Annotated in this window: 19 protein-coding genes and 6 tRNA genes; 10 read left to right on the top strand and 15 right to left on the bottom strand. The window is 55.9% G+C overall.

The features are described from left to right. Positions 1-49: 49 nt before the first annotated feature. The 4 genes from ptsH to cysZ form a co-directional block, all read right to left on the bottom strand. Complete coding sequence (gene ptsH, locus DBY66_RS08615) at positions 50-307, bottom strand: phosphocarrier protein Hpr (protein WP_007889063.1); 258 nt, start codon at positions 305-307, stop codon at positions 50-52. A 180-nt stretch (positions 308-487) separates the two neighbouring features. Next, positions 488-682, bottom strand: coding sequence for a hypothetical protein (locus DBY66_RS08610; RefSeq protein WP_039379447.1), 195 nt, complete (start codon positions 680-682; stop codon positions 488-490). Between the two features lie 16 nt (positions 683-698). Continuing rightward, on the bottom strand, positions 699-1,670 hold the full coding sequence (gene cysK, locus DBY66_RS08605) for a cysteine synthase A (protein ID WP_039379445.1): 972 nt from the start codon (positions 1,668-1,670) through the stop codon (positions 699-701). 142 nt (positions 1,671-1,812) lie between these two features. Continuing rightward, a complete protein-coding gene (cysZ, locus tag DBY66_RS08600) occupies positions 1,813-2,571 on the bottom strand; it encodes a sulfate transporter CysZ (RefSeq protein ID WP_039379442.1) in 759 nt (252 codons plus the stop codon). Between the two features lie 217 nt (positions 2,572-2,788). Between cysZ and zipA the strand changes: the two genes are divergently transcribed. The 3 genes from zipA (at position 2,789) to DBY66_RS08585 (ending at position 6,138) form a co-directional block, all read left to right on the top strand. Continuing rightward, positions 2,789-3,796, top strand: a complete 1,008-nt coding sequence (gene zipA, locus DBY66_RS08595) for a cell division protein ZipA (protein WP_108569469.1) — start codon at positions 2,789-2,791, stop codon at positions 3,794-3,796. A gap of 100 nt (positions 3,797-3,896) precedes the next feature. After that, positions 3,897-5,915 carry an NAD-dependent DNA ligase LigA gene (gene ligA, locus DBY66_RS08590; protein ID WP_108569470.1) on the top strand — a complete coding sequence of 673 codons (2,019 nt, stop codon included), beginning with the start codon at positions 3,897-3,899 and terminating at the stop codon, positions 5,913-5,915. 1 nt (position 5,916) lies between these two features. Then, positions 5,917-6,138, top strand: coding sequence for a DUF3820 family protein (locus DBY66_RS08585; RefSeq protein ID WP_108569471.1), 222 nt, complete (start codon positions 5,917-5,919; stop codon positions 6,136-6,138). Positions 6,139-6,164: 26 nt separating this feature from the next. Here the strand turns inward: DBY66_RS08585 and DBY66_RS08580 are convergent, their stop codons facing one another. Next, positions 6,165-7,163: a bile acid:sodium symporter family protein gene (locus DBY66_RS08580; protein ID WP_039379433.1), complete on the bottom strand. Its 999-nt coding sequence runs from the start codon at positions 7,161-7,163 to the stop codon at positions 6,165-6,167. Between the two features lie 99 nt (positions 7,164-7,262). Between DBY66_RS08580 and DBY66_RS08575 the strand changes: the two genes are divergently transcribed. After that, entirely contained in the window at positions 7,263-8,183 is a 921-nt protein-coding gene (locus DBY66_RS08575; protein WP_108569472.1) for a LysR family transcriptional regulator, read from the top strand. Here the strand turns inward: DBY66_RS08575 and DBY66_RS08570 are convergent. From DBY66_RS08570 to DBY66_RS08550, 5 genes are all read right to left on the bottom strand, one after another. Next, positions 8,180-8,515 (bottom strand): FlxA-like family protein, encoded by a 336-nt coding sequence (locus DBY66_RS08570; protein ID WP_039379428.1) that lies wholly within the window; start codon positions 8,513-8,515, stop codon positions 8,180-8,182. The genes DBY66_RS08575 and DBY66_RS08570 overlap by 4 nt on opposite strands. A gap of 211 nt (positions 8,516-8,726) precedes the next feature. After that, positions 8,727-8,802: transfer RNA gene (locus tag DBY66_RS08565), tRNA-Lys, on the bottom strand. Between the two features lie 4 nt (positions 8,803-8,806). Further along, a tRNA-Val gene (locus DBY66_RS08560) sits at positions 8,807-8,882 on the bottom strand. 38 nt (positions 8,883-8,920) lie between these two features. Beyond that, positions 8,921-8,996: transfer RNA gene (locus DBY66_RS08555), tRNA-Val, on the bottom strand. Positions 8,997-9,041: 45 nt separating this feature from the next. Then, positions 9,042-9,117: transfer RNA gene (locus DBY66_RS08550), tRNA-Val, on the bottom strand. A 62-nt stretch (positions 9,118-9,179) separates the two neighbouring features. On the opposite strand from DBY66_RS08550, the gene DBY66_RS17855 reads away from it, so the two are divergent. Next, positions 9,180-9,401 carry a hypothetical protein gene (locus tag DBY66_RS17855; RefSeq protein ID WP_144380229.1) on the top strand — a complete coding sequence of 74 codons (222 nt, stop codon included), beginning with the start codon at positions 9,180-9,182 and terminating at the stop codon, positions 9,399-9,401. Then, complete coding sequence (gene gltX / locus DBY66_RS08545; protein WP_071668079.1) at positions 9,391-10,812, top strand: glutamate--tRNA ligase; 1,422 nt, start codon at positions 9,391-9,393, stop codon at positions 10,810-10,812. The genes DBY66_RS17855 and gltX overlap by 11 nt, the downstream gene beginning before the upstream one ends. Positions 10,813-10,893: 81 nt before the next feature. On the opposite strand, the gene DBY66_RS08540 is transcribed toward gltX, so the two are convergent. After that, complete coding sequence (locus DBY66_RS08540; RefSeq protein WP_039379424.1) at positions 10,894-11,247, bottom strand: YfeC-like transcriptional regulator; 354 nt, start codon at positions 11,245-11,247, stop codon at positions 10,894-10,896. Positions 11,248-11,357: 110 nt separating this feature from the next. Beyond that, entirely contained in the window at positions 11,358-12,146 is a 789-nt protein-coding gene (locus DBY66_RS08535; protein ID WP_094111922.1) for a formate/nitrite transporter family protein, read from the bottom strand. A gap of 343 nt (positions 12,147-12,489) precedes the next feature. Here DBY66_RS08535 and DBY66_RS08530 point away from each other — a divergent pair. Next, positions 12,490-12,565: transfer RNA gene (locus DBY66_RS08530), tRNA-Ala, on the top strand. Positions 12,566-12,608: 43 nt separating this feature from the next. Beyond that, positions 12,609-12,684, top strand: a tRNA-Ala gene (locus tag DBY66_RS08525). 225 nt (positions 12,685-12,909) lie between these two features. Here DBY66_RS08525 and DBY66_RS08520 read toward each other — a convergent pair. Continuing rightward, positions 12,910-14,100: a NupC/NupG family nucleoside CNT transporter gene (locus tag DBY66_RS08520; RefSeq protein ID WP_039379419.1), complete on the bottom strand. Its 1,191-nt coding sequence runs from the start codon at positions 14,098-14,100 to the stop codon at positions 12,910-12,912. A gap of 366 nt (positions 14,101-14,466) precedes the next feature. Here DBY66_RS08520 and DBY66_RS08515 point away from each other — a divergent pair, with 366 nt between their 5' ends. Beyond that, positions 14,467-15,708, top strand: coding sequence for an Nramp family divalent metal transporter (locus tag DBY66_RS08515; protein WP_039379417.1), 1,242 nt, complete (start codon positions 14,467-14,469; stop codon positions 15,706-15,708). A 34-nt stretch (positions 15,709-15,742) separates the two neighbouring features. Here the strand turns inward: DBY66_RS08515 and DBY66_RS08510 are convergent, their stop codons facing one another. Then, entirely contained in the window at positions 15,743-16,126 is a 384-nt protein-coding gene (locus DBY66_RS08510; protein ID WP_052246436.1) for a DUF2502 domain-containing protein, read from the bottom strand. Between the two features lie 148 nt (positions 16,127-16,274). Beyond that, positions 16,275-17,264, bottom strand: a complete 990-nt coding sequence (gene mgrA, locus DBY66_RS08505) for an L-glyceraldehyde 3-phosphate reductase (RefSeq protein WP_108569473.1) — start codon at positions 17,262-17,264, stop codon at positions 16,275-16,277. A gap of 215 nt (positions 17,265-17,479) precedes the next feature. Here mgrA and DBY66_RS08500 point away from each other — a divergent pair, with 215 nt between their 5' ends. Further along, a complete protein-coding gene (locus DBY66_RS08500) occupies positions 17,480-19,135 on the top strand; it encodes a thiamine pyrophosphate-binding protein (protein ID WP_108569474.1) in 1,656 nt (551 codons plus the stop codon). The last annotated feature ends 139 nt before the right edge of the window (positions 19,136-19,274 follow it).

Genomic DNA, 19,274 nt, shown 5'->3' with positions numbered 1-19,274 from the left:
GTTGCACTCAATGGGGCAAAGGAGTCGATTTGGTGGTGACCGCGCGAAGTTACTCGAGCTCGGCCATCAGCTTAACCAGATGTTCAACTGCCTGCTGCTCATCTTCACCTTCAGCAGAGAGCGTGACTACGGTTCCCTGGGTCAGACCCAGCGTCTGCAGCTTAAACAGGCTTTTTGCGCTGGCAGATTTGCCGTTGGAAGTCACAGTGATTTCTGACTGGAACGCCTTAGCTTCTTTGACGAACTGTGCAGCAGGACGCGTGTGCAGACCGTTTGGTGCGGTAATGGTAACTTCTTGCTGGAACATGCTATTTCCCCAACTTTTTCAGGTTTGGTGTTATGGATCTAAAGTCTAGCCTGGAGCCGTAACTTTAGCCTGTGTAGGTACGCTGGTATGGCATCATGCTGACCAGAAAAGGACGCTCTGATGAATAAGCCATTTTTGCAATGACGGATCAACAACTGCGTTTGTTCGTCACCGGGTTAATTATGCCGTGATTCGCCATTTCGCCAAATCAGTAAATCGATTCAGCTTGATCCACTTCAAGGGCAGATTAATTTCAGGCACCGAAATAATTGGCAGCTTAAATACCAGAGCGGCATCACTGAAATCAATCTGCCCGGTGATGAAAGTGAGATCTGCGCCACAAAAAAGCACCCGGAGGGGTGCTTTTTTCGACACTTTAAGACTTTGACGATTACTGCTGCAGCTCTTTTTCCGTGAACAGATCGGCAAAGAGTGCGGTGCTGAGATAGCGTTCGCCGGAAGAGGGCAGGATCACCACAATATTCTTGTTTGCGAAGGCTTCATCTTCCTGCAGCTTCAGCGCAGCAGCCACCGCCGCACCCGATGAGATGCCGGCAAGAATACCTTCTTCTTCCATCAGCTGACGCGCCGTGCTGATCGCTTCATCGTTGGTGATGGCAATAACCCGATCGACCAGCTGCAGATCAAGGTTACCGGGAATGAAGCCTGCGCCGATGCCCTGAATTTTATGCGGACCCGGTTTGATCTCTTCACCCGCCATCGCCTGTGCGATAACCGGCGAGTCGGTAGGTTCTACCGCCACGGTAATTAGCTCTTTTTTGCCTTTGGTATTCTTGATATAGCGACTTACGCCGGTCAGGGTGCCGCCGGTTCCTACACCGGCAATAAAGACATCAACTTCGCCATCGGTGTCTTCCCAGATTTCCGGCCCGGTGGTTTTTTCATGAATCTCCGGGTTAGCCGGGTTGCTGAACTGCTGCAGCAGAACATACTTATCCGGATCGCTGGCAACAATCTCTTCCGCTTTGGCGATGGCGCCTTTCATGCCTTTTGGCCCTTCGGTCAGCACCAGATTGGCACCCAGCGCTTTCAGCAGCTTACGACGCTCAATTGACATCGTCTCTGGCATGGTCAGCGTTAGCTTGTAGCCGCGTGCAGCGGCGACGTATGCCAGGGCGATACCCGTGTTACCGCTGGTCGGCTCAACCAGTTCTACGCCAGGCTTCAGAATTCCGCGTTTTTCTGCATCCCAAATCATATTGGCACCGATACGGCACTTGATGCTGAAGCTCGGGTTACGCGACTCGACCTTCGCCAGAATACGTCCGTTACCGATGCGGTTCAGTCGAACCAGCGGCGTATGACCAATTGTCAGCGAGTTGTCTTCGTAGATCTTACTCATTGCCCGTCCTTAACTGTATGAAATATTGGGAACCCTTTGAGGATACCTGTTCTGTCTCTGCGCGGAAGGAAAGAAATAGTATATCTATATAGCCCGTGACCATAAGCCGTGCGGAAAAATGCATAAGCCTGGATCGCTGCGGTTAATGACGAGCTAAATCAGCACGATAGCGATCGACCCACATCGCGGTCGCCCCGCATACGGCCACCGGCATAATCACCAGATTCAGAATAGGTATCATGGTAAACAGGCTGACCATCGCGCCAAACTGCATATTGGCGACTTTATGCCGCCGCAGGGCAGTGCGCATATGCGGAAAGCTGACCTTATGGTTGTCAAACGGATAGTCGCAGTACTGGACAGAAAGCATCCATGCGCTGAACAGAAACCACAATACCGGCGCCACTATCTGACCAAAGCCAGGGATAAAATAGAGCAGCAGCAGGCCCAGCGCACGCGGCAGGTAGTAACCCAGCTTCTGCAGTTCACGTTTCATAATGCGCGGCAGATCTTTAAGCAGGCCCATCCAGCCACTGTCAGGCAGCGGCCTGCCGGTGAGTTGTCCCTCCAGCTGTTCAGCCAGCAGGCCGCAAAAGGGAGCGGCAATCAGGTTGGCGAGCGTGGAAAAAAAATAGCCAAACACCAGCACGATTGAAATCACTGAGAGCGGCCAGATGAGATAGCTCAGCCACTGCAGCCAGTCGGGCACGTGTGAAAGCAGCTGAGGGATCCACTCTCCCAGCCGCCGGAACAGCCAGTAAAACGCGCCGCCGAGCAGCAGCACATTCACCAGCAGCGGCACAATGACATAGCGGCGGATCCCCCGCATATGCACCAGGTTCCAGCCGCGGGCAAAGTAGTGAAGACCATTAAATGATGAGACTGAATTCTCTGCGGGCATAACAAGCCTTTCTCCTGTAAGTAGCGGCATCAACATCATACCCTGGCTTTTCCCGGTGAGCTGGCCTGCTTTGTGCGAAAAAACAGCGAAAAAGCGTCGGCTGGCTATCTTATTTGTCAGAAAATAGTGCGCAGACTTGCACTTGTGTAGCAGGGCAAATACAGTTAGAGGATAAAGTTTGCCGTGGTGGCAAGGTATTGGAACAACAGAGAATACAATGATGCAGGATTTGCGTCTGATATTAATCGTTGTTGGCGCGATCGCCATAATAGCGCTGCTTCTTCACGGACTGTGGACCAGTCGTAAAGAGCGTTCGTCCGTATTTCGCGATCGCCCGCACAAACGTCTCAAACAGCGCGATGATGCGGATGACGATCTGCTGAGTGATGAAGAGGATGGCGTCGGTGAAGTGCGCGTCCATCGTCAGCATGACGACAGTGATGAACCTGTGTTCACCGCGCCGCCAGCCAAACCGGCCGCGCCGCGAGCGCCGGAGCCGGCACGCCAGCCTTTCACACAGCATGAAACCCCGCTGACGGGCGATCCGCTGCTGGACAGCAAGCCTGCGCCTGCGCACTCCGCGCCGCAGCAGCCTGTTTCTCCGCCGCCTGTGCAGCAGCCTGCTGCGCCGCAGCCGGTTGCGAAACCGCAGCCTGCGCCGGTACAGGCCGATCCGCTGCTGGATAACGAACCTCTTCCAGCGGTACAGCCCGCTCCGGAATTCAGCGCTGCACCTGAGCCTGAAGCCGTACCTGAGCGTGAAGCGACGCCAGCCCCGCAGGAACCGCAGCCTGCAGCGCCTGGCAGTAAAAAAGAGACGGTACTGGTTCTGCACGTTGCCGCTCATGCAGGCGGTGCGCTCAACGGTGAAGCGCTGCTGCAGGGCGTGTTACAGGCGGGCTTCCAGTTTGGCGAGATGAACATTTTTCACCGCCATCTGAGTCCGGCCGGCAGCGGCCCTGTTCTGTTCAGTCTTGCTAACATGGTGAAGCCGGGTTCCTTCAACCCTGACACCATGGGCGACTTCACGACACCTGGCGTCTCAATGTTTATGATGGTGCCATCCTACGGCGACGCGCATCAGAACTTTAAGCTGATGCTGCAGTCAGCCCAGCGTATTGCCGATGACGTCGGCGGCGTGGTGCTGGATGACGAGCGTCGCATGATGACGCCGCAGAAGCTTGAGACTTACAAAGCCCGCATTCGCGAGGTGGTTGGCGGCTAACCGCTACGGCAGTATTACATGTTTACGCCCGCCATTTGCAGCGTGAAACAGAGTCACTCTCAACCCCCGCCAGCCGGGGGTTTTTTATCGGATAAACACTATGAAATCAGTTCAGGAGCAGATCGCAGCGCTCAGTACCACGCTGCGTCATCATGAGTATCTCTACCACGTGATGGATGCGCCGGAAGTCCCGGATGCTGAATATGACCGGCTGATGAATCAGCTGCGCGAGCTGGAGCGTGCGCATCCCGATCTGATTACCCCCGACTCACCTACGCAGCGGGTCGGCGCGGCGCCGCTGACCGCTTTTGAGCAGGTGCGGCATGAAGTGCCGATGCTGTCGCTGGATAACACCTTTGATGAGGCAGGGTTCCGCGCCTTTAACAAACGCGTACAGGATCGGCTTAAGAGCAGCGATGAGCTGACCTACTGCTGTGAACTCAAACTTGATGGTCTGGCGGTCAGCCTGCTGTATGAAAACGGCTTACTGGTGCGGGCCGCTACCCGCGGCGACGGCACAACCGGCGAAAATATCACCGCTAACGTGCGCACCGTCCGGGCGATCCCGCTGCGGCTGCGGGGCGATAATATCCCGGCGCGGCTGGAAGTGCGCGGTGAAGTGTTTATGACTGAAAGCGGGTTTGAAAAGCTCAATGAGGAAGCGCGGCGTACCGGTGGCAAAGTCTTTGCGAATCCGCGCAATGCGGCAGCCGGCTCACTGCGTCAGCTCGATCCCCGCATCACCGCCAGACGCCCGCTAACCTTCTTCTGCTACGGTTTTGGCCTGCTGGAGGGCGGCGAGATCCCGGCCAGCCACTGGGAACGCCTGCAGCAGTTTAAAGCCTGGGGTTTACCGGTCAGTGAGCGGATAAAACGGGTTCATACCGCTGATGAAGCGCTGGCGTTTTATCATCATATTGAGCAGGAGCGGCCTGAACTCGGGTTTGATATCGACGGCGTGGTAATCAAAGTCGATTCACAGGCGCTGCAGGAGCGGCTCGGTTTTGTGGCGCGCGCGCCGCGCTGGGCGATCGCCTTCAAATTCCCGGCACAGGAGCAGCTGACCATGGTGCGCGACGTTGAGTTTCAGGTCGGACGCACCGGAGCCATTACGCCAGTAGCGCGTCTCGAACCCGTGCAGGTCGCAGGCGTCATGGTAAGTAATGCCACTCTGCATAACGCCGATGAGATCGCCCGTCTCGGCCTGCGCATCGGCGACCGGGTAGCGATTCGCCGCGCTGGCGACGTGATCCCGCAGGTGGTCAGCGTGGTAGAGTCTGACCGGCCGGCTGACGCGCGTGAAATTGTGTTTCCGCAGCACTGCCCGGTGTGTGGCTCTGACGTGGAGCGGGTAGAGGGTGAAGCGGTAACGCGCTGTACCGGAGGGCTGATCTGCGGTGCCCAGCGTAAAGAGGCGCTTAAGCATTTTGTCTCGCGTCGCGCCATGGATGTGGATGGCATGGGAGATAAAATCATCGATCAGCTGGTTGAGAAAGAGTATGTGAAAACGCCAGCCGATCTGTTTCGCCTGACGGCCGGTAAACTGACCGGACTGGATCGCATGGGGCCGAAATCGGCACAAAACGTGGTGGCCGCACTCGAAAAAGCTAAACTGACGACGCTGCCGCGGTTCCTGTATGCGCTGGGGATCCGCGAGGTGGGTGAAGCCACGGCAGCTAACCTCGCCCGTCACTTTGGCGAGCTGGAGCGGGTGATTAATGCCGATCTCGATGCGCTGATTGCCGTGCCGGATGTGGGTAAGGTTGTTGCCGCTCACGTCCGCAATTTTATGGAAGAAGAGAGCAACCGTGAGGTGATCCGCGAGCTGACAGAAGAGATCGGCATTCACTGGCCTGCCGTCGCGGTGATCAAAGCAGAAGAGATCGACAGTCCCTTTGCCGGTAAAACGGTGGTGCTTACCGGCTCTCTGTCGCAGATGAATCGCGATGATGCGAAAGCGCGTCTTGCCGCGCTGGGCGCCAAAGTCAGCGGCAGCGTATCAAAGAAAACCGATCTGCTGATCGCCGGCGAAGCGGCGGGCTCCAAGCTGGCGAAGGCCCAGGAGCTGGGTATTCCGGTTATTGACGAAGCGGAGATGATCCGCCTGCTGGACGCATAATATGGAGAAACAGCAGCTGCTGGCTATCGCCAGCACGGTGATGCCGTTTGGTAAATATCAGGGCCGGCTGCTGATCGATCTGCCGGAAGAGTACCTGCTCTGGTTTGCGCGCAAAAATGCGTTTCCGACGGGTACGCTGGGTGAGCTGATGCAGCTGACGCTGGCGATTAAAATTGAGGGGCTGCAGGGGCTGATCGCACCGCTCAGGCGCCCCCCGCAATAAAAAAGCCCGCTTGCGCGGGCCGTTTTTTATGACTTCTGCACCTCTGGCTGCTGCGCCAGCCGCTTTTCATTACCTGCTTTATAGCGCTGAGCAATGAACGAGCAGATCATCAGCTGTACCTGATGAAAGATCATCAGCGGCAGCACAATAATGCCTACCGCACTGGCCGGGAAAAGAATATTAGCCATCGGCACGCCGTTCGCCAGGCTCTTTTTCGAACCGCAGAACAGCACCACAATCTCATCAGCCCGGCTGAAACCAAACAGCCGTGAGGCACCAATATTGATTGCCAGCGCAATCAGCAGCAGCAGCAGGCTGCCTGCCAGAATCCACAGCAGGGTATCGACGCCAACGCGATGCCAGATGCCATTTACCACCGCTTCACTAAAGGCTGAATAGACAACCAGCAGAATCGAGGTTTGATCGGTTTTGCCAATCAGGCTGCGATGCTTTTCCACCCAGCCGCCGATCCAGCGGCGGGAGAGATGACCGACAACAAACGGCACCAGCAGCTGCATCACAATCTTACCAATCTGCTCCAGGCCGTTACCCGGCGCCGCACTGTGTACGTTCATTACCAGATTGACCAGCAGAGGGGAAATAAACACGCCCAGCAGGCTGGAGGCGGACGCAGCGCAGACCGCCGCCGCAACATTCCCGCCTGCCATAGAGGTAAAGGCGATAGAGGATTGTACGGTGGCAGGCAGAATGCAGAGGTAGAGGAAGCCGGTATAGATTTCAGGCCCGACGTTAACCGGGTGCCACCAGACCAGCAGCAGCCCGAGCGCCGGAAAAATCACAAACGTGCTGCACATAATCCACAGATGCAGACGCCAGTGGCTGCTGCCGGCAATAATCTTCTCGCGCGACAGTTTGGCACCGTGCATAAAGAAGAGCAGGGCGATAGCGGCAGTGGTGAGGTATTCAAAAAAGTCGACAAAACCGCCGCGTGCCGGCAGAAAGCTGGCCAGCAGTACGGTAATGATGAGTTTGATCATCATTGGATCGAGTCGTAAAAAGCCCATTGTTAACGTCCGGTTAAAAGAAAAAGTCTGGCAGAGATTGTGCGCTAAGCGCGTTTAGAAATAAAATTGATTTATTGCATTAATCTATGAGCAGAATCGATGAATTATACGTTACGCCAGCTGCGTACTTTTGTTGCTGTTGCCCGACAGGGAAGCTTTAGCCAGGCGGGGCAGCTGATAGGGTTAAGCCAGTCGGCGGTAAGCCATAGCGTGAAAGAGCTGGAGGCGGAAATAGGCGTGCGCCTGCTGGACCGCACGACGCGTGAAGTATTGCTGACCGGGGCAGGGCAGCAGCTGGCAACCCGGCTGACGCGCCTGCTGGAAGAGCTGAATACCACGCTGCTGGACGTGCGCAGTTACGGCGAGCAGCGCAGCGGCACGGTGCGGGTTGCGGCCAGTCAGACGCCCTCTGCGCATCTGATGCCGCAATGTCTGGCCAGCACGCAGCAGCACTATCCCGATATCCGCGTGATCCTGCACGACAGGGTGCAGCAGGCCGTGTTGCACAGCGTGCGTAATGCGGAGGTTGATTTCGGGATTGTGATTGGCCCGCTGGGTGACGCAGAGTTTGACGCCGAAGAGATCCTGCAGGAGCCTTTCCTGCTGCTCTGTCACCAGAATGATACGCTGGCGCAAACCGAGAGCGTTACCTGGGCGATGCTGACAGATCGCAATATGGTACTGCAGGACTACGCCTCAGGCAGCCGGATGCTGGTGGACGCAATACTGCAGCAGCTCGCTGTCAGGGTGAATGTGGTACAGGAGATTGGTCATCCGGCCACCCTCTATCCGATGGTGGAAGCGGGCATCGGCATCAGCATTTTACCGGCGCTGGCGCTGCCGCTGCCTTCGGGACGTAAGCTGGTGGTACGCCGGCTTTATCCGGAGATGAACCGCAGTCTGATGCTGATCAAACGTAAAAACCGTTCGCTTACGCCCGCTGCGGAGGCGGTCTGGCAGGAAGTGCGTCAGCAGGCTGAGCTGCTGACGCAGACTCGCTCACTCTATCCGGCGTTTTAGATATAGACGTCGAGCTGGTTGTCTGGCGTTGGCCGGTTAATGCCATCCGCCCGGGCGCTCACCGGCTGTTCAGTCTGCTGCTGCTGTTCTGCCTTTTCCGCTTCGCGCTGCTGAATCTGAGCAATCTGTGCATAGAGCATCTGGATCTGGCTCTCCAGCATCTGCTGCTGTTCTGATTTTTGCTCCTGCGTCAGCGTATGATTGTCCGCCAGAGATTTGAGCTGGCTGGTAATAGCGGCGATCTGTTTATTAATAGCGGCAATCTCAGAGGCTGCCCCGCCTCCGCTGCTGCCCCCGGCCCCGATAGTGCTGATACCTGATATTGTCGTCATCATTTTCTCCTTGCCATAAACTCTGAAGGTTATCGGCAGCAGAAGTAAAGGCTTCAGGCGTGCAACCTGGAATGTTGAGGGCCGCGCTGATTTCAGGGCCGCATAAATGCGACCCCTACAGGTGCGAGCAGAGCGGCTTATTTGTAGGGGCGGCATTAATGCCGCCCAAAAGAAACAAAAAAAGCGCCCATAGGGCGCTTTTTTCTGAATTTGGTGGGTCGTGCAGGATTCGAACCTGCGACCAATTGATTAAAAGTCAACTGCTCTACCAACTGAGCTAACGACCCGAAGTGGTGGGTGATGACGGGTTCGAACCGCCGACCCCCTCCTTGTAAGGGAGATGCTCTACCAACTGAGCTAATCACCCACTTCGGTACTTCTTTAACAGGCTGTCTGGCTAAGATATGGTGGGTGATGACGGGTTCGAACCGCCGACCCCCTCCTTGTAAGGGAGATGCTCTACCAACTGAGCTAATCACCCATATCTTATCTCTTACTACCTGTTCACTGCGGGCCACCTTAAGAGTGGTGGGTGATGACGGGTTCGAACCGCCGACCCCCTCCTTGTAAGGGAGATGCTCTACCAACTGAGCTAATCACCCCCGCTGTGTGGAGTCGCATTATAGGGATCCTTCGAAGTGAGTCAACGCTTTTTAAAATTAAAATGTTTGTTCGCTTTAAAAATAGTCACCCTGAAGGGGTTTTAGCCAATGTGCTGGTTTTATTAGCAGAAAAAGCCGTTTGCGCTGCGGCAGCGGCGGTGAGAGTGATTGAGGAATCATCTCCACCTGCTAGAATGTGCGCACTGTTTTTTCGCGTTAACCCGTTTTTTTGTCATCCAGATAAGAAAACCTGCGCATCTAAGGCAATGCTGAATGAAAATTAAAACCCGCTTCGCCCCCAGCCCGACCGGCTATCTGCACGTTGGAGGCGCCCGCACCGCGCTTTACTCCTGGCTTTTTGCACGTCATTACGAAGGCGAGTTTGTCCTGCGTATTGAGGACACTGACCTGGAGCGCTCCACGCCGGAAGCGATCGAAGCCATTATGGATGGCATGAACTGGCTGAGCCTTGACTGGGATGAAGGTCCTTACTATCAGACCAAACGTTTTGACCGCTATAACGACGTCATTGATGAGATGCTGGAAGCGGGCACCGCCTACAGGTGCTACTGCTCCCGCGAGCGTCTTGATGCACTGCGTGAAGAGCAGATGGCTAACGGTGAAAAGCCACGCTATGACGGTCGCTGCCGCGACAGCCATGAACATCACGCTGCTGATGAGCCGTGCGTGGTCCGTTTCCGTAATCCGCAGGATGGCTCTGTCATCTTTGACGATCAGATCCGCGGCCCGATTGAATTCAGCAATCAGGAGCTGGACGACCTGATCATTCGTCGTACCGATGGTTCACCGACCTACAACTTCTGCGTAGTGGTGGATGACTGGGACATGGGGATCACGCACGTTATCCGTGGTGAAGATCACATCAATAACACACCGCGTCAGATCAACATCCTGAAAGCGATTGGCGCGCAGGTTCCTGTCTATGCGCACGTCTCCATGATCCTCGGTGATGATGGTAAAAAACTATCCAAGCGTCACGGCGCGGTAGGCGTGATGCAGTATCGCGACGATGGCTATCTGCCGGAGGCGCTGCTTAATTATCTGGTTCGTCTGGGCTGGTCTCATGGCGATCAGGAGATCTTCAGCATTCCTGAGATGAAATCGCTGTTTACGCTGGATGCGGTCAGTAAATCAGCCAGCGCTTTCAACACTGAAAAACTGCAGTGGCTGAATCACCACTATATTACTACGCTGCCGCCAGAGTATGTGGCGACGCATCTGCAGTGGCACATTGAACAGCAGCAGATCGATACCCGCACCGGGCCTGAACTGGCAAAACTGGTGACGCTGCTGGGCGACCGCTGCAAAACGCTGGTGGAGATTGCCGCTTCCTGCCGCTACTTCTATGAAGAGTTTGACGCCTTTGATGCGGATGCCGCGAAGAAGCATCTGCGTCCGGTTGCGCGTCAGCCGCTGGAGCGGGTGCGTGACAAGCTGGCTGCACTGAGCGACAGCGACTGGAATGCAGAGCAGATTCACCATGCGATTCAGAGCGCGGCGGATGAACTTGAGCTGGGTATGGGGAAAGTGGGCATGCCGCTGCGTGTTGCCGTTACCGGAGCAGGGCAGTCGCCGGCGCTGGATGTGACCGTGGAAGCGATTGGCCGCAGCCGCAGCGTTGCGCGGATTGATAAAGCGCTGGCATTTATTGCTGAGCGCGAAGCTAACGCCTGATAGCTTATCGCTCTCGCACGCCGCGGGAGAGTTATCAATCAGGTACAACAAAAAAGCCGGAAGCAATTGCCTCCGGCTTTTTTATGCATCCTGAATACCCAGCCTTTCCAGAACACCGCGGATCCCTTCACGCAGTAACAGGGCGGCGAGCTGGTCCTGTTCTGTCTGCGTCATTTGCTGGACAGAATTTATTAATAACGCAGGTAACGTATTCTGCTGAGCGGCGTAATTCGCTGCCGGTTCACTCGCGTGGCGGGTGGACTGAATAAAGCTTTTCACCCGCTCATCGATATGGATCAAACGCGCTTTGCCGCCCTGTACGCCGGGCTTAGGCGTGGTGGTCCAGTTTTCGCGTTTGATCCATTTGTTCACCGTCTGCCGACTGTAGCCCGTTTCAAGCGCGAGCTCTTCGGGGGTTAGCCATTCCTTTTTCACGATGCTGTCCCTGTTGAATACATTAGCTCTACATATTACAACAAAACGTTACTGGGAAAAGTAATCCGGACAGAAAATGCTTTTTACGACCAATAAAAGACATTAATAGGTTACGAGGCTTCGCGAGCAACTGCCTGTTCAGGGCGGAACGCCAGGAAATAGGTCAGACCGACGAAGATAGCTCCCCCTACGGCGTTGCCAAGGAACACGGCAATTACGTTAGGCGCAAACTCGGCCCAGCTCATCTGACCCGCAAAGATAGCCGCCGGCACAATAAACATGTTCGCCACGACGTGCTGGAAACCAATGGCCACGAACGCCATCACCGGGAACCACATCCCCATGATTTTGCCCACCATATCTTTACTGGCAAACGCCAGCCATACCGCCAGGCAGACCAGCCAGTTACAGCCCACGCCAGAGATAAAGGCATGCAGGAAATCGGCGCTGACTTTAGCGTGCGCAATCGCAACGGTTTTTTTCAGGTAGTCACCTTCCGTCATGCCCAGCATATGCCCAAAGAACCAGGCGACGGCGACGCTACCAATAAAGTTCGCAACCGTAACCCAGAACCAGTTACGCAGGACGCTCAAAGCGCTGATACGGCGGGCAAACCACGCCACCGGCAGCGTCATCATATTGCCCGTCAGCAGCTCACCGCCAGCCAGCACGGTCAGAATCAGACCGACCGGGAATACGGCAGCGCCCAGGAAGCTGGAGAATGAGCCCCATTCAGCAGGCAGCTGGTTAATGACGTGCAGATCAAGCAGGAAGCCGGTAGCGATAAAGGCACCGGCCATAAAGCCAAGGATTAATAAGGTTGAAACGGGCAGGCGGCTTTTAGCCACGCCAGCCTGAATCGCCAGCTGGGCGATCTCTTTAGGAGTATGTAGTGACATAATTCTCTTTTTCTTTTATTAAACAAAGGGATGATTTTACCGGTTATTAAGGAGCTAACCCTGGCAGGTCAACCGGTTAATTAGCGTGCGAAGTTTTACACGGACCATTAACGAAAACAAGCCTGGCGCTAACATCTTTAACCTGAATTTAACCCGCCAGCGCGCTGCTTTTTGGCCACCATCAGCAGCAGGAGGAGCATAAGTGGCGAAAAAAAGGTCACTACAATACGGGTTTGCCGTCTTTTTCAGCGATTGCACACAGAACGAGAATTTGCCGTTGACACACTCAGAGCGGTTTCATATTATGCCGTCCGTCGGGTCTGCCCGGCAGTTTTTTCGGTACGGGGCTATAGCTCAGCTGGGAGAGCGCTTGCATGGCATGCAAGAGGTCAGCGGTTCGATCCCGCTTAGCTCCACCAAACCGCTCCCAACGGTTTGAACCGAAAGAATGATTCCAGATGTGGGGGTATAGCTCAGCTGGGAGAGCGCTTGCATGGCATGCAAGAGGTCAGCGGTTCGATCCCGCTTATCTCCACCAAATCTTCGTTGTTGCTCTGAATATCTTCCCGTTACTGCGATAAATCTCTTCCTGAATGACCTTTTCTGTCAGTTCTGCTCCCTGCAACGCACGCTTTATAGCGGCAGCTATTCCGTTGATGAAAATCAGTGATGTGCAGAAAGCGCAGAGAAAAGCGGGAAGCGTGGTGCTGAAGGCGTAACGGCTGAGCAGGAGAGCAGGGCGAGCCGAAGCCCGCCCTGATAATCAGAAAGCGAGTACCAGACCGGCAATGGCAGCTGAGAGCACGCTGACCAGCGTTGAACCGTAGAGCAGTTTCAGGCCAAAGCGTGATACCACGTTGCCCTGTTCTTCATGCAGTCCTTTAATCGCGCCAGCCACAATCCCGATGGATGAAAAGTTAGCGAACGATACCAGGAACACCGAAAGAATGCCCTCTGCGTTAGGTGACAGCTGGCCTGCAACTTTCTGCAGATCCATCATCGCCACAAATTCGTTAGAGACCAGTTTGGTGGCCATGATACTGCCTACCTGCAGCGCTTCATGAGCCGGAACACCCATCACCCAGGCAAACGGATAGAATACATAGCCCAGCACGCCCTGGAAGCTGATACCAAAAATCAGGTCAAACAGCGCATTCAGACCGGAGATCAGGGCAATAAAGCCAATCAGCATAGCCGCAACGATAATCGCCACTTTAAATCCGGCAAGAATATATTCACCCAGCATCTCAAAGAAGCTCTGACCTTTATGCAGATCCTGCAGCTGCAGATCTTCTTCATTCTCTACGCGGTAAGGGTTGATCAGCGACAGAACGATAAAGGTACTGAACATATTCAGCACCAGTGCGGCAACCACATACTTTGGCTGCAGCATGGTCATGTAGGCGCCAACAATGGACATCGATACGGTCGACATAGCGGTGGCCGCCATGGTGTACATACGACGCTGCGACATTTTGCCGAGAATATCTTTATACGCGATGAAGTTTTCTGACTGTCCCAGAATCAGAGAACTGACGGCGTTAAAAGACTCCAGCTTGCCCATGCCGTTCACTTTTGACAGCACGGTTCCGATACCGCGGATGATCCACGGCAGAATGCGGAAATGCTGCAAAATACCGATCAGCGCAGAAATAAAGACGATAGGGCATAAAACATTAAGGAAGAAGAAGGCGAGTCCCTTTTCGTTCATGCCGCCAAACACAAAATTGGTGCCTTCACCTGCATATTTCAGCAGGTAATCAAACATGCTGGCAAAGCCCTTAACAAAGCCCAGTCCCGCCTCAGAGGTCAGGAAAAACCACGCCAGCAGGAGTTCAATCACTAAAAGCTGTGCGATATAGCGAAAGCGAATACTTTTACGGTCGTGACTGACCAGCAGGGCCAGCACGCCGACGACCACCAGTGCTAAAAGGAAATGCAAAATATGGGACATATCGGCTCCAAATTTGAGGAGGGTTGTATTTTGCTGCGTATTCTATGTAACACGTTACTTAAAAACGAGATCAAACCCGCATTATAAGTATTCAGTATCGCAATTTTTTGCGGATAACTCTGCCTGCTCACATCACCGTAACAAACCGCTCACACAATTTATCCACACAGAGATTGTTTATAATTTGTTCCGGGCGTAGAGTAAATCCGTTCTATGCTTTGTCAGAGGCCGATCTTTGCGTTGATGTATAGCATTGGCTATACTTTATAGCACTATCTATTACTGCGATAAATATAACCAGATTTCACTTGCCTGTAAGGCCCCTTAAACTCAGCGGGTCTACACGCGTCAGGACAGGATCACACTATGTCAGAAAGCCGCACCGCAGAGCGCGCCGCCCGCGGAGCCAGAAAACTCAAGCTCGCCCTGCTGGGGCCTGCGTTTATCGCCGCTATCGGTTATATCGATCCGGGTAACTTTGCCACCAACATTCAGGCAGGAGCCGCCTATGGCTATAAGCTGCTGTGGGTGGTGGTCTGGGCAAACGTCATGGCGATGCTGATCCAGCTGATGTCAGCCAAGCTGGGGATCGCAACCGGTAAAAACCTGGCGGAGCACATACGCGACCGTTTCCCGCGTCCCGCCGTCTGGTTTTACTGGGTGCAGGCCGAAATCATCGCGATGGCGACCGACCTGGCAGAGTTTATCGGTGCCGCGCTGGGCTTTAAGCTGCTGCTTGGCATCTCACTGCTGCAGGGCGCCGTACTGACCGGCATTGCGACCTTTTTGATCCTGATGCTGCAAAGCCGCGGACAGAAACCGCTGGAGCGGGTGATTGGTGGCCTGCTGCTGTTTGTTGCCGCGGCCTATATCGTTGAGCTCTTTTTCTCCCAGCCCAGCGTCAGCCAGCTCGTTACCGGGATGGCCCTGCCTTCGTTACCGGGGTCTGACGCGGTATTTCTGGCAGCCGGTGTACTGGGTGCCACCATTATGCCGCACGTTATCTATCTGCATTCAGCGCTGACCCAGCACGGTAATAAAGGCACCAAAGCCGAACGCTACTCCTCCACCAAACTGGATGTGGCGATTGCGATGACCATTGCCGGCTTCGTGAACCTGGCAATGATGGCCACGGCGGCGGCGGCGTTTCACTTCAGCGGACACACCTCCATTGTCGATCTTGACCAGGCGTATCTGACGCTGGAGCCGCTGCTCGGGCAGGCCGCAGCGATTGTATTTGGATTGAGCCTGGTGGCGGCCGGACTCTCCTCCACGGTGGTCGGCACCCTGGCAGGGCAGGTGGTGATGCAGGGCTTTATCCGGTTTCATATTCCGCTGTGGGTCCGGCGGGTGATTACCATGCTGCCCTCATTTATTGTTATCTGGGCTGGCTGGGACCCGACGCGCATTCTGGTGATGAGTCAGGTGCTGCTGAGTTTTGGTATCGCGCTGGCGCTGATCCCGCTGCTGGCGTTTACCGGGAATCGTGAGCTGATGGGGGATGAACTGGTCAACTCCCGCCTGATGCAGAACACCGGTCGCCTGATTGTGATGCTGGTCGTGGCACTGAACATCTATTTACTGGTGGGAGAAGCGCTCGGCTGGTAGCGTAAAAACCGGCGCGAAGGCGCCGGGAGAAGGTTTAGTGATGGTGGTCATGAGGATGCGGCGGGCCGCCGTGTCGCCAGTGCGCGCGACGTTCCCGTTCATGATGACGATCCTGTTCACGCCAGCGCTCCCGCTCGTGCCGGCGTCGTTCATGTTCGCGGTCGCGCTCCCACGCTTTATGACGCTTCCACTCTTCATGGCGCCACCAGCGATGTTCATTATACTGGTAGCGGTCGTTCCACCAGCGCGGTTCGCGCCAGTTCCCGCCATCCCAGTAATAGCCGCGACGGTCACGTTCTCCCAGCTGTAAACTGACGCCGGGGGCAAGATCGATGGTAGCGCTGGTAGCATGGGCTGTGTGTGGCACCAGCGGCGATAATGTTGCCAGCAAAACGGCAACGAAAAGTGCAGATTTCATGTTATCTCCTTGCGACAGCTTATCACTGCTATCGTCAGACCAGTGTGCCACATCGGACCAGCTTAGCCTTGAGAGTTAGTCTGAAAAAGTACGACGGCAGCAGAATATGCGGTTAGTTAACCGCCCCTGCTGCCGTAAAAGAGAGCGGTTACATCAGGATCCGATCGATCGCCTGCAGCTCTTCAGGAGTCAGCGCCGGCTGGCTCAGCATCGCTACTGCGTAGTCGATCTGCGCAATTTTGCTGGCGCCAATCAGCACTGAAGTGATGCGCGGATCGCGTAACACCCAGCTCAGCGCCATCTGCGCCAGCTTCTGCCCGCGCTGCTGCGCCAGCGCCTGCAGCTGCCGGACTTTTTCCATTTTCTCTGCGGTAAGCTGGTCCTCATTCAGGAATTTACTGCCGCTGGCAGCACGCGAATCCTGCGGGATGCCCGCTAAATAGCGATCGGTCAGTATGCCGCCCGCCAGCGGTGAAAAGGCGATGCAGCCGGTTCCCTGTTCGCCCAGCACATCCAGCAGGCCCTGTTCCGGGCCGCGTTCAAACAGCGAATAGCGCGGCTGATGAATCAGACAGGGCGTACCGAGCTCACGCAGCAGCGCTATAGCGCGTGCGGCCTGCTCAGCCGGATAGTTAGAGAGCGCAACATAGAGCGCTTTGCCCTGACGGACGCAGTGATCGAGCGCGCGCATCGTCTCTTCCAGCGGCGTATGCGGGTCGGGACGATGGTGATAAAAAATATCCACATACTCCAGCCCCATGCGTTTCAGGCTCTGATCGAGGCTGGCGATCAGGTATTTACGCGACCCCCAGTCACCATAAGGGCCGTCCCACATGGTGTATCCCGCTTTGGTAGAGATCACCAGCTCATCGCGCAGGCCGGAGAAATCTTCCCGCAAAATACGACCGAAGTTGCTCTCTGCAGAACCGGGCGGAGGACCATAGTTATTGGCCAGATCGAAATGAGTAATGCCGCAGTTAAAGGCGTGGCGCAGCAGTTCGCGACTGGTATCGACGCGCGTCGCGTCGCCAAAGTTGTGCCAGAGCCCCAGTGAAATAGCGGGCAGTTTCAGCCCGCTCTGGCCACTGCGGCGATAGTGCATCTGCTGATAACGATCGGGATGAGGAAAAAGAGGCATGGCTTAGAGTTATCCTGCAATAGAAATGAGCATTCTGGCCAGTTAGTGTATGCGTTTACACTGCGCTAAAAAGCGTGAAAGATCCCATTCTGCAGAGAGATATCACGCCGTAACGAATGCTTGCCATTCAGCCCGGCGCAATCGCGGTTAAAAAGTCGCTTCCTTTCAAAGCCATCGCTGATACTCCAGAACATTCCCCCTGGAAGGAGCATCTGATGAAGAGGTTCACCGTAAGCGACTATCTGTTACAGAGGCTGGATGAGGCGGGCATCCGTCACCTGTTTGGCGTGCCGGGCGACTACAATCTGCAGTTTCTCGATAGCGTGATCGCGCATCCGGCGATCGCCTGGGTCGGCTGTGCCAACGAGCTTAACGCCGCCTATGCCGCTGACGGCTATGGCCGCTGTCAGGGCGCGGCAGCGCTGCTGACCACCTTTGGCGTGGGTGAGCTGAGCGCGATTAACGGCATCGCCGGCAGCTATGCCGAGTATGTGCCGGTGATCCAGATTGTCGGTGCGCCGGCGCTGACGGTGCAGCAGCAGGGGGAGTGCGTGCACCATTCGCTGGGCGACGGTGATTTTCACCATTTTCTGCGCATGGCGCAGGAGGTCAACGCCGCGACAGCGGTGCTTACCGCAGAGAACGCTGCGGCGGAGATCGATCGCGTGGTAAGCACTGCCCTGCATGAGCATCGGCCGGGCTACCTGCTGCTGGCGGTGGATGTGGCCGCGGCAGCGATAACTCCGCCGTCAGCCCGCGCTGAGCCGCACAGCGAAAACGCAGATGCCGCTGCAGCCTTTGCGGCGGCGGCTGAGCGTCTGCTGGCACCGGCACAGCGCGTGGCGCTGCTGGCTGATTTTCTCGCCGCACGCTGGGGGGCTGCCGCACAGCTGGCCGGACTGCGTGAGCTGCGCGCGATCCCGTCAGCGACGCTGCTGATGGGCAAAGGCGTGCTCAATGAACAGCAGCCTGGTTTTGTCGGCACTTACGCGGCGGCGGGCAGCAGCATGGCTATCCGCAGGGCGATTGAGGAGACGGATGTGACGCTGTGCGCAGGCGTGCGCTTTACCGACACGCTGACCGCTGGCTTCACCCAGCAGCTCTCCCCTGAACGCGTTATCGATATCCAGCCGTTTCACAGCTGTGTGGCGGGCGAGCGCTTTGCGCTGCCAATGAAGGCGGCGCTGGCGGCGCTGCAGCCGGTTTATCAGCGTCACTGCCCGCGCTGGCCGACCGGAGAGAGCATGCAGTGCGAGGAAAATCATCAGATTGCTGCAGGGATAATCACTCAGCAGGCATTCTGGCAGGCAATGCAGCACTTCCTGCTGCCGGGTGATATTATCCTTGCCGATCAGGGTACGGCGGCATTTGGCGCAGCGGACCTGCAGCTGCCGGAGGGGGCGCAGCTGCTGGTACAGCCGCTGTGGGGATCGATTGGCTATACGCTGCCGGCGGCGTTTGGTGCGCAGACGGCGCGGCCCGACAGCCGGGTGATCCTGATCATTGGCGATGGCTCAGCACAGCTGACTATTCAGGAGCTGGGCTCCATGCAGCGTGACGGCCAGCGTCCGGTGATTTTCCTGCTCAATAACGACGGCTATACCGTAGAGCGCGCCATTCACGGTCCGGAACAGCGTTATAATGACATTGCGCGCTGGAACTGGACCGCACTGCCGCAGGCGATGAGCCTGGAAGGGGCGGCGCAGAGCTGGCGGGTCAGCGAAACCGCGCAGCTGGAGGCGGCGATGGCGGTGGTCAGCAAAACCGCGCGTTTGTCGCTGATTGAAGTGGTAATGGAAAAACAGGATCTGCCGCCGCTGCTGCGCAAAGTTACCGCCGCCCTGCATCAGCGTAATAGTGGTGCAGTTTAAGAAAGTTGCCTCTATACAGATGGCCTGACAATCGCCAGGCTGTGCATCACACTGGATTAACAGCGTCCGCCTCACCGGCGGGCGTTGTTGTTTTATTGGCAGGCTTCTATAGTGTTTGCCACTATTTATGACCCAAGCG

This window comes from Pantoea sp. RIT413 (genome assembly GCF_003057675.2).
In the GTDB taxonomy this organism is placed as follows: domain Bacteria; phylum Pseudomonadota; class Gammaproteobacteria; order Enterobacterales; family Enterobacteriaceae; genus Pantoea; species Pantoea eucrina.
This window is presented reverse-complemented; position numbering and strand designations above follow the sequence as displayed.